This window comes from Pseudomonas sp. MWU13-2517 (assembly GCF_023242545.1).
Taxonomy (GTDB): domain Bacteria; phylum Pseudomonadota; class Gammaproteobacteria; order Pseudomonadales; family Pseudomonadaceae; genus Aquipseudomonas.
Map to the genome: position 1 here is coordinate 62,690 of NZ_JALMFA010000004.1, position 13,414 is coordinate 76,103.

General features: G+C 61.7%; 12 protein-coding genes. 6 read left to right on the forward strand and 6 right to left on the reverse strand.

The window, feature by feature from the left end:
* Window positions 1-90: 90 nt before the first annotated feature.
* Both M5B97_RS07180 and tadA read left to right on the forward strand, forming a co-directional pair.
* On the forward strand, window positions 91-1,467 hold the full coding sequence (locus M5B97_RS07180) for a multicopper oxidase family protein (protein WP_248731123.1): 1,377 nt from the start codon (window positions 91-93) through the stop codon (window positions 1,465-1,467).
* Window positions 1,467-1,964: a tRNA adenosine(34) deaminase TadA gene (tadA, locus tag M5B97_RS07185; protein ID WP_248731124.1), complete on the forward strand. Its 498-nt coding sequence runs from the start codon at window positions 1,467-1,469 to the stop codon at window positions 1,962-1,964. The genes M5B97_RS07180 and tadA overlap by 1 nt, the downstream gene beginning before the upstream one ends.
* Before the next feature lie 78 nt (window positions 1,965-2,042).
* On the opposite strand, the gene cmoB is transcribed toward tadA, so the two are convergent.
* The 6 genes from cmoB to M5B97_RS07215 all read right to left on the reverse strand — a co-directional run bounded on the left by cmoB (window position 2,043) and on the right by M5B97_RS07215 (window position 8,592).
* A complete protein-coding gene (gene cmoB, locus M5B97_RS07190) occupies window positions 2,043-2,999 on the reverse strand; it encodes a tRNA 5-methoxyuridine(34)/uridine 5-oxyacetic acid(34) synthase CmoB (RefSeq protein WP_248731125.1) in 957 nt (318 codons plus the stop codon).
* On the reverse strand, window positions 2,996-3,739 hold the full coding sequence (gene cmoA, locus M5B97_RS07195; RefSeq protein ID WP_123714733.1) for a carboxy-S-adenosyl-L-methionine synthase CmoA: 744 nt from the start codon (window positions 3,737-3,739) through the stop codon (window positions 2,996-2,998). The genes cmoB and cmoA overlap by 4 nt, the downstream gene beginning before the upstream one ends.
* A 36-nt stretch (window positions 3,740-3,775) precedes the next feature.
* The gene (locus M5B97_RS07200) at window positions 3,776-4,432 is read right to left on the reverse strand and encodes a lysoplasmalogenase (protein WP_134658441.1); all 657 of its coding nucleotides are present in this window, start codon (window positions 4,430-4,432) and stop codon (window positions 3,776-3,778) included.
* Between the two features lies 1 nt (window position 4,433).
* Window positions 4,434-4,823, reverse strand: coding sequence for a protease inhibitor I42 family protein (locus M5B97_RS07205; protein ID WP_123714735.1), 390 nt, complete (start codon window positions 4,821-4,823; stop codon window positions 4,434-4,436).
* A 201-nt stretch (window positions 4,824-5,024) separates the two neighbouring features.
* A complete protein-coding gene (gene lon / locus M5B97_RS07210) occupies window positions 5,025-7,445 on the reverse strand; it encodes an endopeptidase La (protein ID WP_248731126.1) in 2,421 nt (806 codons plus the stop codon).
* Window positions 7,446-7,602: 157 nt separating this feature from the next.
* The gene (locus tag M5B97_RS07215; protein WP_248731127.1) at window positions 7,603-8,592 is read right to left on the reverse strand and encodes a GntR family transcriptional regulator; all 990 of its coding nucleotides are present in this window, start codon (window positions 8,590-8,592) and stop codon (window positions 7,603-7,605) included.
* A 336-nt stretch (window positions 8,593-8,928) separates the two neighbouring features.
* Between M5B97_RS07215 and M5B97_RS07220 the strand changes: the two genes are divergently transcribed.
* From M5B97_RS07220 to M5B97_RS07235, 4 genes are all read left to right on the forward strand, one after another.
* Window positions 8,929-10,260, forward strand: a complete 1,332-nt coding sequence (locus tag M5B97_RS07220) for an amidase (RefSeq protein WP_248731128.1) — start codon at window positions 8,929-8,931, stop codon at window positions 10,258-10,260.
* An 11-nt stretch (window positions 10,261-10,271) separates the two neighbouring features.
* Entirely contained in the window at window positions 10,272-11,150 is an 879-nt protein-coding gene (locus M5B97_RS07225; RefSeq protein WP_134658435.1) for a polysaccharide deacetylase, read from the forward strand.
* Between the two features lie 140 nt (window positions 11,151-11,290).
* Window positions 11,291-12,631 (forward strand): MFS transporter, encoded by a 1,341-nt coding sequence (locus M5B97_RS07230; RefSeq protein WP_134658433.1) that lies wholly within the window; start codon window positions 11,291-11,293, stop codon window positions 12,629-12,631.
* 10 nt (window positions 12,632-12,641) lie between these two features.
* Window positions 12,642-13,403: an SDR family NAD(P)-dependent oxidoreductase gene (locus tag M5B97_RS07235; RefSeq protein WP_123714741.1), complete on the forward strand. Its 762-nt coding sequence runs from the start codon at window positions 12,642-12,644 to the stop codon at window positions 13,401-13,403.
* Window positions 13,404-13,414: the final 11 nt, after the last annotated feature.

The following is a 13,414-nucleotide window of genomic DNA, read 5'->3' on the forward strand; positions in this document are numbered from 1 at the left end:
GCAATGCGAAGTCTTACTGTTTAGACCCCGCAGGTGTATCGTATCTGCCCTTTGCGGGCCCCTGGCCTGTGGCAGATACGTGAGGTTGTTGTGTCCCGATCCTTTTCCCGTCGACAAATCCTGGGTGGCCTTGCAGGCCTGGCCGTAGTCGGTGTGGGCGCTGGTGGCGCCTACCGCTACTGGCTGGGGAAAGTCGCCGAGGCTGAGGCAGGGCACGACTACGAGCTGATCGCAGCGCCCCTGGACGTGGAACTGGTACCGGGGCACAAGACCCAAGCCTGGGCGTTCGGCCCTTCGGCGCCGGGCACCGAGTTGCGCGTGCGCCAGGGTGAATGGCTGCGGGTGCGCTTTATCAACCACCTGCCGGTCGCCACCACCATCCACTGGCATGGCATTCGCCTGCCGCTGGAAATGGACGGCGTGCCGTACGTGTCTCAGTTGCCGGTGTTGCCGGGTGAATACTTCGACTACAAATTCCGCGTACCTGACGCCGGCAGCTACTGGTACCACCCCCACGTGAACAGCAGCGAAGAACTTGGCCGTGGCCTGGTCGGCCCCTTGATCATCGAAGAACGCGAGCCCACCGGCTTCAAGCACGAACGCACCCTGAGCCTGAAAAGCTGGCACGTAGACGAAGAGGGTGCCTTTGTTGCCTTCAGCGTGCCGCGTGAGGCGGCGCGCGGCGGTACTGCCGGGCGCTTGTCGACCATCAATGGCGTCTCCCAGGCGGTGATCGATTTGCCGGCGGGGCAGATCACCCGCGTGCGCTTGCTCAATCTTGATAACACCCTGACCTATCGCCTCAATATTCCCGATGCCGAAGCGCAGATCTACGCGCTGGACGGCAACCCCATCGAGCCGCGCCCGCTGGGCAAGGAGTACTGGCTGGGCCCAGGCATGCGGATTTGCCTGGCGATCAAAGCACCTGCGGCGGGTGAAGAACTGTCCATCCGAAACGGCCCGGTGCGCCTCGGCACCTTCCGCTCGGTGGCCAACACCGACGCGCCGACCGAGTGGCCACCGGCCTTGCCTGCCAACCCGATCAGCGAGCCGGACCTGGTCAACGCCGAGAAACTCAACTTCAATTTCGAGTGGGTTGGCACCGTGTCGGTGGATGACGGTAAACCACCGAGCCTGTGGCAGATCAACGGCAAGGCCTGGGACATCACCGACAAGACTTGCGCCGACCGCCCGATTGCCAAGTTGGAAAAGGGCAAGAGCTACATTTTCGAATTGAAGAACATGACCCAGTACCAGCACCCGATCCACCTGCACGGCATGAGCTTCAAGGTGATCGCTTCGAACCGCCACAAGGTGATCCCGTACTTCACCGACACCTATCTGCTAGGCAAGAATGAGCGTGCCCGTGTGGCATTGGTGGCGGATAACCCGGGGGTGTGGATGTTCCACTGCCACGTGATCGATCACATGGAAACCGGCCTGATGGCCGCTATCGAGGTGGCGTAATGCGCCAGATTCGCCCCGCAGCGATTATCGACCGCAGCCGCGACCAGGGCTTCATGCGCGAGGCCCTGGCCCTCGCCGCTCAAGGCGCAGCACTGGGTGAGGTGCCGGTAGGCGCGGTGCTGGTGCAGGACGGTGAAGTCATCGGCCGTGGTTTCAACTGCCCCATCAGCGGCAACGACCCCAGTGCCCACGCCGAAATGGTCGCCATCCGCGCCGCTGCGCAGGCGATCAGCAACTATCGGCTGGTCGGCAGCACCCTGTATGTGACCCTGGAGCCATGCAGCATGTGCGCCGGCCTGATCGTGCATTCACGCATTGCGCGGGTGGTGTACGGTGCGCTGGAACCCAAGGCGGGGATCGTGCAAAGCCAGGGGCAGTTTTTTACCCAGGGCTTTTTGAATCATCGAGTGCTGTTTGAAGGTGGGGTGTTGGCGGAAGAGTGCGGTACCGTGCTCAGCGAATTCTTCAAGGCCCGCCGGGCCAAACCTCAGATTTAGCCGATACCTGAATGTCTAATGTGGAAGGGAGCAAGCCCCTTCCACATGCCGGTCTTCATTTATTCATGCGGACCGGGCTTACTTCCTGGCGATGATTACCGCGCGCATCGGTGCAGGCAGCCCTTCGATGGTCTTGCTGTGATCCTGCGGATCGAGGAAATCACTCAACGACTGATACTTCATCCACTCCGTCCCGCGCTGTTCCTCCACGGTGGTCACGCTGACATCCACACAGCGCACATCACTGAACCCGGCACGTCGCAACCACAACATCAATGCCGGTACCGATGGCAGGAACCAGACGTTGCGCATCTGCGCGTAGCGATCTTCCGGCACCAGCACCTGCTGCTGATCGCCTTCCACCACCAGGGTCTCCAGGACCAATTCGCCGCCTTTGACCAAGGTGTCCTTCAGCGCCAGCAAATGCTCGATCGGCGAGCGGCGGTGATAAAACACACCCATGGAGAACACCGTGTCGAAGCCTTCCAGATTCGCCGGCAGGTCCTCGAACGGGAAGGGCAGATGCCACGCTTTGGGTTCGGACAAGTAACGCTGCACCGCTTGGAATTGGCAGAAGAACAACCAGTTGGGGTCCACGCCGATTACGCTGTCGGCCCCGGCACCGAGCATGCGCCACATGTAGTAACCGTTGCCGCAGCCGACATCGAGGATGCGCTTGCCTTTCAGATTCAGGTGCGGCGCAACCCGCGACCACTTCCAGTCAGAACGCCATTCGGTGTCCACATGCACGCCGAACAGATGGAACGGGCCTTTGCGCCATGGGCTCAAGCCCATCAACGCGGTGCGCATCTGCGCGCGGGTGGCGTCGTCGCAGTCGGTGTCGAGCGTCAGGCCATTGAGCAAATCCACTTCGCTGGGCTGGATGGCAGGCAACGCATCCAATGCGCTCTGCCAACGCTCCAGGTCGCCATGACCCTTTTCCATCTTGCTATCGAGTTGCGCTTGCAGGCCCTGGGCCCACACGGCCAGGGGAGTGCCGACCAGATGGCGGGCGAGGGGGGATAGATCAATCATGGCAAGGCAATCAACGAGGCAAAGTTAAGACACTGGAACCACGGCACGACTTTCGAGAACCCGGCGGCCAGCAGGCGTTCGCGGTGTTCTTCGAGGCTGTCGGGCTTCATGACGTTTTCGATGGCGCTGCGCTTCTGGGCAATTTCCAGTTCGCTATAGCCGTTGGCGCGTTTGAACGCGATGTGCAGGTCGGTGAGCAACGCATGTTCTTCAGGATCGTTGAAGCGCAGCTTTTCTGAAAGGATCAGCGCGCCGCCCGGCAGCAGCGACTGGCGGATGCGCGTGAGCAGGGCCAGGCGTTCGGCGGGGTCGATAAATTGCAGGGTGAAGTTCAACGCCACCACCGAGGCCGGCTGGAACTGCAGCGCGAGGATATCGCCGTCGATGACTTCAACCGGCAGCAGTTCCTGGAACATCGAGTCCTGGCCATTGAGGTATTCGCGGCAGCGCTCGACCATTGCCGCCGAGTTATCCACAGCGATCACCCGGCAACCGTCGGTGCGCACATGGCGGCGCAGAGCCTGGGTCACCGCTCCGAGGGAAGCGCCCAGGTCGTAGAGCACACTATTGGGTTGGGCAAACTGCGCGGCGAGCACGCCGAGGTTTTCGACGATGGTCGGGTAACCCGGTACCGAGCGCTTGATCATGTCCGGGAACACCCGCACCACGTCCTCGTTGAAGGCGAAGTCCGGCACCTGGGGCAGGGGCTGGGCGAATAGGCGATCGGGTTCTTTGCTCACGGTTGTTCCGGCGACGATAGGGGAAAGGCCGGCATTTTAGCCAAGTTGGCCCTCGTGTGCGCGGGTTGTCTGATGGAAAGCCGATGCCGTGATGCCCCACTGGCCAAGCCAGTAAGTGACGATCAACAGATACGGCGCCGCCTCAAACGACACGACGAACCGATTGATGCCGATCAGCGTATCGGAAAACACAAATGACACCGCCCCTGCTGCTGCCAGCAGTGCCGAGCGTTTCGGCACGTCGCTGCCCAGGCGTGCCAGTGCACGCCAGAGCATGGCGCTGATCACCGTTGCGTAAACCACCACCGGTATCAGCAACTCCCCCAGACCGTGGGCAATCAGGATGCTCAACAACACAACCCCCACACCCAGCGCCAAGATCAACGGCAGCAGTGCCAAGCGGCGGCAGTCACTGAAATAGGCCTTGAGATACGCCAGGTGCGCGAATAGAAACGCGCCAAGGCCAAAGATAAACAAGTCGCCCGGCCAGGCAAGCAACACATCGCCCACCAGGGAAAAAATCAGCCCCAGGCTGATCCAGCGTCGATAGTCGGTGGGCGGCGCATCATGCAGCCAGCCCAGCAGTGCGAGCACCGGCATGGGTTTGACCAGCAGGCACAATAACGTCGCATGGGTGGTCAGGCCGTAGATAAAGGTGCCGGCGCCCATCAGCGCAAGAATCAGCCATGGCATATCAGTTCACCGTAATGGCGCAGTCGAACGTTTCAGCGGGTTCGGCTTCCGGTTCCCAAGGCTGCTGGGAGGTCAGGCGCAGACGGCCCTGGCCTGCTGCAAAAGCCTGGAAGCGCCAAGTGGACTGGCCGCCGCCGCCGATCACGCCGGATTCCGCACTGCTGTAGACCTCCGGGCTCAGGGCGCGCAGCACGCCGCCGGCGGAGTCCTGGATGGCCCAGCGGTAGCCGGTGGTGGGGTTGCTTGGCAGGGTGAGGATCAGGTTTTGCCCGGATTTAAGCTGAAGCGGGCAGGCGCCCTGGTTGTCCACGGTGACATTTTGCTTCGGCGCACTGGCACACGCGGCGAGCAGAGCAAGGCTCAAGGGGAGTAGCAGGCGGGCAGCGGTCATGGAGGCTCCGTTCATTTACGACGAACGGCGAGCATAACCGAAGATGAGACAAGGTGTGACAAGGCGCGGTTTTGTGTTGGTCGGACTGGCTTCTTCGCAAGCAAGCCCGCTCCCACATTCGGCCGTATTCCAAAGGATGTACTGGGTCAAATAGGGGGCGGGCTTGCTCACGAAAGGGCCAGCTCAGGCGCTATATCACTATCAGAACAGCACCTTCGCCACATCCGCAAAGCGCTTGGCAAAGTGCACGGTCATGCCTTCCTTCAAATACTCCGGCAGTTCTTCAAAGCTTCCGCGATTCGGCTCCGGCAGGATCAGTTCATGGATCTTCTGACGCCGCGCCGCGATAACTTTTTCGCGCACCCCGCCAATCGGCAGCACATGCCCGGTCAACGTCAGCTCACCCGTCATGGCCACGCCTTTTTTCGGCGGCTGGTTACGCGCCAGCGACAACAGCGCACTGGCCATGGTCACGCCGGCGCTCGGGCCATCTTTCGGTGTGGCGCCTTCCGGTACGTGCAGGTGCACGAAGGCTTCGTCGAAGAACTTCGGGTCACCGCCAAACGACTTCAGGTTTGAACTGATGTAGCTGTAGGCGATTTCCGCGGATTCCTTCATCACTTCACCCAACTGCCCGGTGAGTTTGAAGCCGCGATTGAGCGTGTGGATACGCGTCGCCTCGATCGGCAAAGTCGCGCCGCCCATGCTGGTCCAGGCCAGCCCGGTGATCACCCCGGTGCCGGACAACACTTGCTCGTTACGGAACACCGGCATGCCCAGGGAGCTTTCCAGGTCCTTGTTACCGATCTTGATCACCGAATCCGGCTTGTCCAGCAGCTTGACCACCGCCTTGCGCACCAGTTTGCCCAACTGTTTTTCCAGCTGGCGCACCCCGGCTTCTCGCGCATAACCGTCGATCAACGCGCGCAGTGCGCCGTCGCTGATGGTCAGGCTGTTTTTTGCCACGCCGGCTTTTTCCAACTGCTTGGGCCACAGGTGGCGCTTGGCGATGGCCACTTTTTCTTCGGTGATATAACCCGACAGGCGGATTACTTCCATCCGGTCCAGCAAGGGGCCGGGGATCGAGTCCAGGGTGTTGGCGGTGCACACGAACAACACCTTGGACAGGTCCAGGCGCAGGTCCAGATAGTGGTCGAGGAATTCGACGTTCTGCTCCGGGTCGAGGGTCTCCAGCAGGGCTGAAGCCGGATCGCCCTGGAAGCTCTGGCCCATCTTGTCGATCTCGTCGAGCATGATCACCGGGTTCATCACCTCCACATCTTTCAATGCCTGCACGAGCTTGCCCGGCAGGGCGCCGATGTAGGTACGGCGGTGGCCCTTGATCTCGGCCTCGTCACGCATGCCGCCGACGCTGAAGCGGTAGAACGGCCGGCCCAGGGACTCGGCGATGGATTTGCCCACACTGGTCTTGCCCACGCCCGGCGGGCCGACCAGCAGCACGATGGAGCCGGCGACTTCGCCTTTGTAGGCACCCACCGCGAGGAATTCGAGGATACGGCTCTTGATGTCATCCAGGCCCGCGTGGTGCTTATCCAGCACCTTGCGCGCGTGTTTCAGGTCGAGCTTGTCCTCGCCATACACGCCCCATGGTACCGACGTCGCCCAGTCGAGGTAGTTACGCGTGACGGCGTATTCCGGCGAGCCGGTTTCCAGGATCGACAGCTTGTTCATTTCTTCGCTGATGCGTTTCTGGGCATGGGCCGGCAACACCTTGCCCTCAAGGCGCTGCTCGAACTGCTCGACGTCGGCACTGCGGTCATCTTTGGTCAGCCCCAGTTCCTGCTGGATGACCTTGAGCTGCTCCTTGAGGAAGAACTCGCGCTGGTGCTCGCCGATCTTGCGGTTCACTTCGGCAGAAAGCTCTTTCTGCAGGCGTGCGACTTCCACTTCTTTACGCAGCATCGGCAGCACTTTTTCCATGCGTTTGAGCATGGGCACGCAGTCCAGCACTTCCTGCAGTTCGTTACCGGTGGCCGAGGTCAGCGCAGCGGCGAAGTCGGTCAGTGGCGATGGGTCGTTGGGGCTGAAGCGGTTGAGGTAGTTCTTCAGCTCTTCGCTGTACAGCGGGTTGAGCGGCAACAGCTCCTTGATCGCATTGATCAGCGCCATGCCATAGGCCTTGACCTCGTCGGTCGGCTCGCTGGGCTGATGCGGGTATTCAACTTCCACCAGGTACGGTGGGCGGTGGTGCTTGAGCCAGGTCTTGATGCGCACGCGGGTCAGGCCCTGGGCGACGAACTGCAGCTTGCCGTTCTCGCGGCTGGCGTGATGCACCTTCACCAAGGTGCCGTACAGCGGCAGGCTGGAGGTATCGAAATGACGTGGGTCTTCGGGCGGCGTGTCCATGAAAAACAGGGCCAGGGAATGGTGCTCGGATTTGCTCACCAGCTCCAGGGTTTCGGCCCACGGCTCTTCATTGACGATCACCGGCAACACCTGCGCCGGGAAGAACGGCCGGTTATGGATCGGGATGATGTAGACCTTGTCCGGCAGGTTCTGCCCTGGCAGGGCCAGGCCGGTGTTGGACGACGGTGTTTCAGCGTTTTCGGGGTCGGCGTAGTCGTTGATATCGTAATCAGGGAAGGCTTGCTGGTCGCTCATGGGGCACCTGCATCAGTAAGTATGCAGGTTAGATGGGGCGGGGTAGCGGTGGTTTCAATGGCGGGCGGCCGTTAGCAACAAATTGCATGAAATTATTGTATCGACATCGGCCGAGGTGGCACGGGCGAACCCCCTCCCACGTTTGGATTATGTCGGATCAGCTGATTTTGTGCAGATAGGCGGGCAATGGCTGCTCGGGCAGCACCGACAGCACTTTTAGACGCTGCAACATCCGCTGACGGGCGCGTTGCAGATGCTCACGCAGGTTGAGTGCTGCCGCATCGAACGCGCCGTGCAGCAGCAACTCCAGAATCAACCGATGTTCGGCCAACATCGCCGGATCGGCGCCGATCCCCAGCAAACGATAGAAGATCCGGCTGATGATCATCGGACTCTGGCCCTGGCGGATCAGCGCGGCAATCTTGCGGTTTTGCAGGCCGGCCAGGCAGTGCTGGTGCAAGTCTTCTTCGATCTGCTCAATGGCTTCCAGGCTGCAGTGGGGGGTGTTTTGGGCGTCCAGCACGCGCTGCAGCATGGCTTCAAGCCGCCCGCGATCGAGGTTGGGCGCGCTCTGGCGCAGGGCTTCGGGCTCCAGGCAGGCGCGCAGTTCGTAGTCTTCGGTGACTTCGCGTGCGGTCAAAGGCCCCGCCAGCCATTGTGAGTAGGGCTCCTTTTCCACCAGGCCACGGTCGCGCAGGCGCATCAGCGCTTCACGTACCACGGCGCGGCTGACGCCGTAATGGTCGGCGGCGGCCTGTTCATCCAGGCGGTAGTGGCCGAAGGCGATACACGTGGAGAGCGCCGCGCCGATTTCTTCGACGATGCGTTCGCCCAGTGGCCGCGTGTCCACCAACTCGACTTCGTCATCGAGCCCCAGGTGCGCATGGCTCAAGGGCAGGCGTAGCGGCTCCATGGCCAGTCCTTCGGGGTTGATCAGGTAGCCGCGACCGTTGAAGCGGCAGATCAAGCCTTCGGCGTGCAGCAGGTCCAGCGCCTTGCGCACCGGTACGCGACTGGTGCCGAACAATTCGGCGAGTGGCGCTTCCAGCAGAACCAGCCCGTGGCGGGCGGTACCGCTGACGATCGCGTCACGCAACACTTGGTAAATCATCGCGTAGCGGGAGGCCGAGGCGGGCACTGCTTTCATCGCGTTCTCTGGTCAGGTAGGGCGGTGGCCGGGGATTCTCTCACAGTTACGGCTGTCACTCTGCACCCCGGCGGAGGCACCTTTCTGGGGCCGTGACAGCAGGAATGTTACTTTTCTGCACCAAAATGTACTTGTTTGTAAAACATACATTATTAGATCCTTGGATTGTCCAAGAGGCCTCGTTTGGCTTTTTTACCTTCTTCCAAACTCTCTAGCCCGTGGTTATTGGGGCAGAACCTGAACGTCGCACAAAAGGCGTCTACAAAGACTGGCACGGAATCTGCCTTTGTAAAATGTACATTTTATTAATAAGTACGTTTTATGAGGATCGTTACCATGTCAGACGCCACTGCAATGGCGGAGTCTTTCGCCAGCGGCCGCAGCGATCCGGTAGAGGTGCTCGAACAGGCGCTGGTCCATGCAAGCATGGCCCCCAGCGTGTTTATCTCCCTGACCGTCGAACGTGCCCGTCGCGAGGCCGAAGCTGCCGCCGCGCGCTGGCGGGCCGGGCAGCCCTTGAGCGTATTCGACGGTGTGCCCCTGGCCTGGAAGGACCTGTTCGATGTAGCCGGCAGCGTCACCACCGCTGGCGCCGCCTACCGTCGCAATGCACCTGCCGCCTTGCTCGACGCACCGAGCGTGGGGCTGCTGTGTCGTGCCGGGATGGTCAGCCTGGGTAAGACCAACCTCAGCGAACTGGCGTATTCCGGCCTGGGCCTGAACCCGCATTTCGGCACGCCATACAATCCCCATGGCACGGACCAGCCACGTATTCCTGGTGGTTCTTCTTCCGGTTCGGCGGTGGCCGTCGCCGCCGGGATCGTGCCGATAGCCATGGGCACCGACACCGCAGGGTCCATCCGCATCCCCGCTGCCCTCAATGGTGTAGTGGGTTACCGCAGCAGCAGCCGTCGCTACAGCCGCGACGGCGTCTTCCCGCTGGCTCGCACCCTCGACAGTCTCGGCCCGTTGACCCGCAGCGTGCGCGATGCGCTTGCCATCGATGACCTGTTCAACGGTCGCGCGCAACAGCACCTTCCGCGCAGCCTCAAGGGCCAGCGTTTTGTAGTGGAGCAGGGCGCACTGGAAGACATCGAGCCCGCCGTGCGCAATAACCTGCTGCGTGCGACAGACCAATTGAAAACCGCCGGGGCGTTGATCACCGTGCGCCCGTCCGTGACGTTCCAGGCCACGCTGGACCTGATCAGGCATCAAGGCTGGCTCGGCGCATTCGAAGCGTTCGCCCTGCATGAAGCGTTGCTCGACAGCGCCGATGCCGAGCAGCTCGACCCCCGCGTACGCCGTCGCCTCGAAGCCGCACGCGGCTTGCCGGCCAGCCAACTGATCCACCTGCTCGATGCGCGTCGGCACCTGCAACAACAACTGAGCGACGACCTCGACGGCGCCATCCTGATCACGCCCACCGTCGCCCATGGCGCCCCTGCCCTGGCACCGCTGGAGGCCGATGATGAGCTGTTCGTCCAAACCAACCTCGCCACCCTGCGCCTGACCATGCCCGGCAGTTTGCTGGATATGCCCGGCGTCACTCTGCCCAGCGGTCGCGATGCCTTGGGCTTGCCCACCGGGCTGTTGCTCAGCGCCCCGATGGGCGAAGACGCGCGTTTGTTGCGGGCGGCATTGGCCGTCGAATTCGTACTGACTATTTAAGGAGACACACCATGGCTAAAGACATCCTTTGTGCATTTGGCGTCGACGTTGACGCCGTCGCCGGCTGGCTCGGTTCCTATGGCGGTGAAGACTCGCCCGACGATATTTCCCGTGGCCTGTTCGCCGGTGAAGTCGGCACGCCGCGCCTGCTCAAATTGTTCGAGCGCTACGGTTTGCGCACCACCTGGTTTATTCCCGGCCACTCGATGGAAACCTTCCCCGAGCAGATGAAGGCCGTCGCCGACGCCGGCCATGAAATCGGCGTGCACGGCTACAGCCACGAAAATCCCATCGCGATGACCGCCGAGCAGGAAGAAATCGTACTCGACAAGTCCATCGAGCTGATCACCCAAGTCACCGGCAAACGCCCTACCGGCTACGTCGCACCGTGGTGGGAGTTCAGCAAGGTCACCAACGAACTGCTGTTGAAAAAAGGCATCAAGTACGACCACAGCCTGATGCACAACGACTTCCACCCCTACTACGTGCGCAAGGGCGACAGCTGGACCAAGATCGACTACAGCCAGCATCCCGATACCTGGATGAAGCCCTTGGTGCGCGGCGAAGAAACCGAGTTGGTGGAGATCCCCGCCAACTGGTACCTCGACGACCTGCCGCCGATGATGTTCATCAAAAAAGCCCCCAACAGCCACGGCTTCGTCAACCCGCGTCACCTGGAAGAAATGTGGCGCGACCAGTTCGACTGGGTTTACCGCGAACACGAACACGCGGTGTTCACCATGACCATCCACCCTGACGTGTCCGGTCGCCCGCAAGTGTTGTTGATGCTTGAGCGTTTGATCGAGCACATCCAGCGCCATGCCGGGGTGCGCTTCGTCACCTTCGACGAAATCGCCGACGACTTTATCCGCCGCCAACCGCGTACCTGACCCCAACCCTGCAGGAGCGAGCTTGCTCGCGAAAAGCCTGAGAGCACCGCGTGCATTCAGGCTGCCCGCGTCATCGTTGATGATTTTCGCGAACAAGCACGCTCCTACAGAAAGCCCACTCCACCTCCCGAGGCGCGACTATGTCCATCTACAACAAGCTTGACCTGACTGGCTGGAAACCCCGGCAACTGACGTCCCAGGAAGTCCGCTTCGCCACCTGGATCGCGTTTTTCGCCTGGGTGTTTGCGGTGTACGACTTCATTCTGTTCGGCACCTTGCTGCCGGAGATCGGCCGGCATTTTGGCTGGGGTGAAGTGGAGCAAGCTGAAATAGCCACCTGGGTGGCGGTGGGCACGGCGGTGGTCGCCTTTGCCATCGGCCCGGTCGTCGATAAGTTGGGGCGACGCAAAGGTATTATTTTCACCGTGGCCGGGTCTGCGCTGTGCTCGGCACTGACGGCCATCGGTGGGGCTTGGGGTAAGTCGCCACTGATTCTTATCCGATCGTTGGGCGGGTTGGGCTATGCCGAGGAAACCGTTAACGCGACTTACCTGAGTGAGCTGTACGGGGCCTCGGAAGATCCCCGGCTGACCAAGCGTCGTGGCTTCATCTACAGCCTGGTGCAAGGCGGCTGGCCCGTGGGTGCGTTGATCGCCGCCGGGTTGACCGCGTTGTTGCTGCCGGTCATCGGTTGGCAGGGCTGTTTCATCTTTGCTGCGATCCCGGCCATCGTGATCGCGATCATGGCGCGCAAGCTCAAGGAAAGCCCGCAGTTCCAGATCCACCAACGCATCAGCGAACTGCGTAAAAACGGCGCGGTGAGCGAAGCGCAAAACGTCGCCATGACCTACGGTGTGGATTACGACGAACACAGCAAAGCCGGCCTAAAAGCCGCATTCCGTGGCCCGGCCCGTCGCGCCACACTGGTGATCGGTGCCGCGCTGCTGCTCAACTGGGCAGCGATCCAGGTGTTCAGCGTGCTCGGCACGTCGGTGATCGTCAGCGTGCACCACATCTCGTTTGAGAACTCGCTGATCATCCTCGTGCTGTCCAACCTGGTGGGGTATTGCGGTTACCTCAGCCACGGCTGGATGGGCGACAAGATCGGCCGCCGCAATGTCATCGGCCTGGGCTGGATGCTCGGTGGGTTGGCGTTTGCCGGCATGCTGTTCGGGCCGAGCAACATGCCGATGGTGGTGGGGCTGTACAGCCTGGGTCTGTTTTTCCTGATCGGGCCGTACTCGGCGGCGCTGTTCTTTATCAGTGAAAGTTTTCCCACCAGCATCCGCGCCACCGGTGGCGCGATCATCCATGCCATGGGCCCGATTGGCGCAGTGGTCGCGGGTTTCGGCGCCACTCAGGTGTTGTCCGCCGGCAGTGACTGGCAGACCGCCGCGCTGTGGTTCGGCGCACTGCCGTGCTTTTTGTCCGGTGCCCTGATGTTTGCCGCGCGGCATGTGCGCCCGGAAACCGTTCAGTGAGGAGTGTTCGATGAACCCTAAAGTTGCCTTGATCACCGGTGCCGCCAGCGGCATCGGGCAAGCGCTCGCCGTGGCGTATGCGCGCAGCGGCGTAGCGGTGGCGGGCGGGTATTACCCGGCCGATCCACATGACCCGCAGGCCACGATTGCCTTGGTAGAGGAAGCGGGCGGCGCGTGCTTGATGTTGCCGCTCGACGTGGGCGACACCGCCTCGGTGGACGCGCTCGCGGCGCAGACCGTCAAGCATTTCGGGCGGTTGGATTACGCCGTGGCCAATGCCGGCTTGCTACGCCGTGCGCCGCTGCTGGAGATGACCGATGAATTGTGGAACGAGATGCTCAATGTCGACCTCACGGGCGTGATGCGCACCTTCCGCGCAGCGGCTCGGTATATGGGCGAGGGCAGTGCGCTGGTGGCGATTTCGTCGATTGCCGGCGGCGTGTATGGCTGGCAGGAGCACAGTCACTATGCGGCGGCGAAGGCGGGTGTGCCGGGCTTGTGCCGTTCGCTGGCGGTGGAGCTGGCGGCCAGGGGGATTCGTTGCAATGCGGTGATTCCAGGGTTGATCGAGACGCCGCAGTCGTTGGACGCAAAGAACTCGCTGGGGCCGCAAGGCTTGGCGAAAGCGGCGCGTGCGATCCCGTTGGGCCGGGTAGGGCGGGCGGATGAAGTGGCGTCGCTGGTGCAGTTTTTGACCAGTGACGCGTCGAGTTATCTGACCGGGCAAAGTATCGTCATCGACGGCGGCCTGACCGTACGCTGGCCTGACTGACAAGCCAGTTC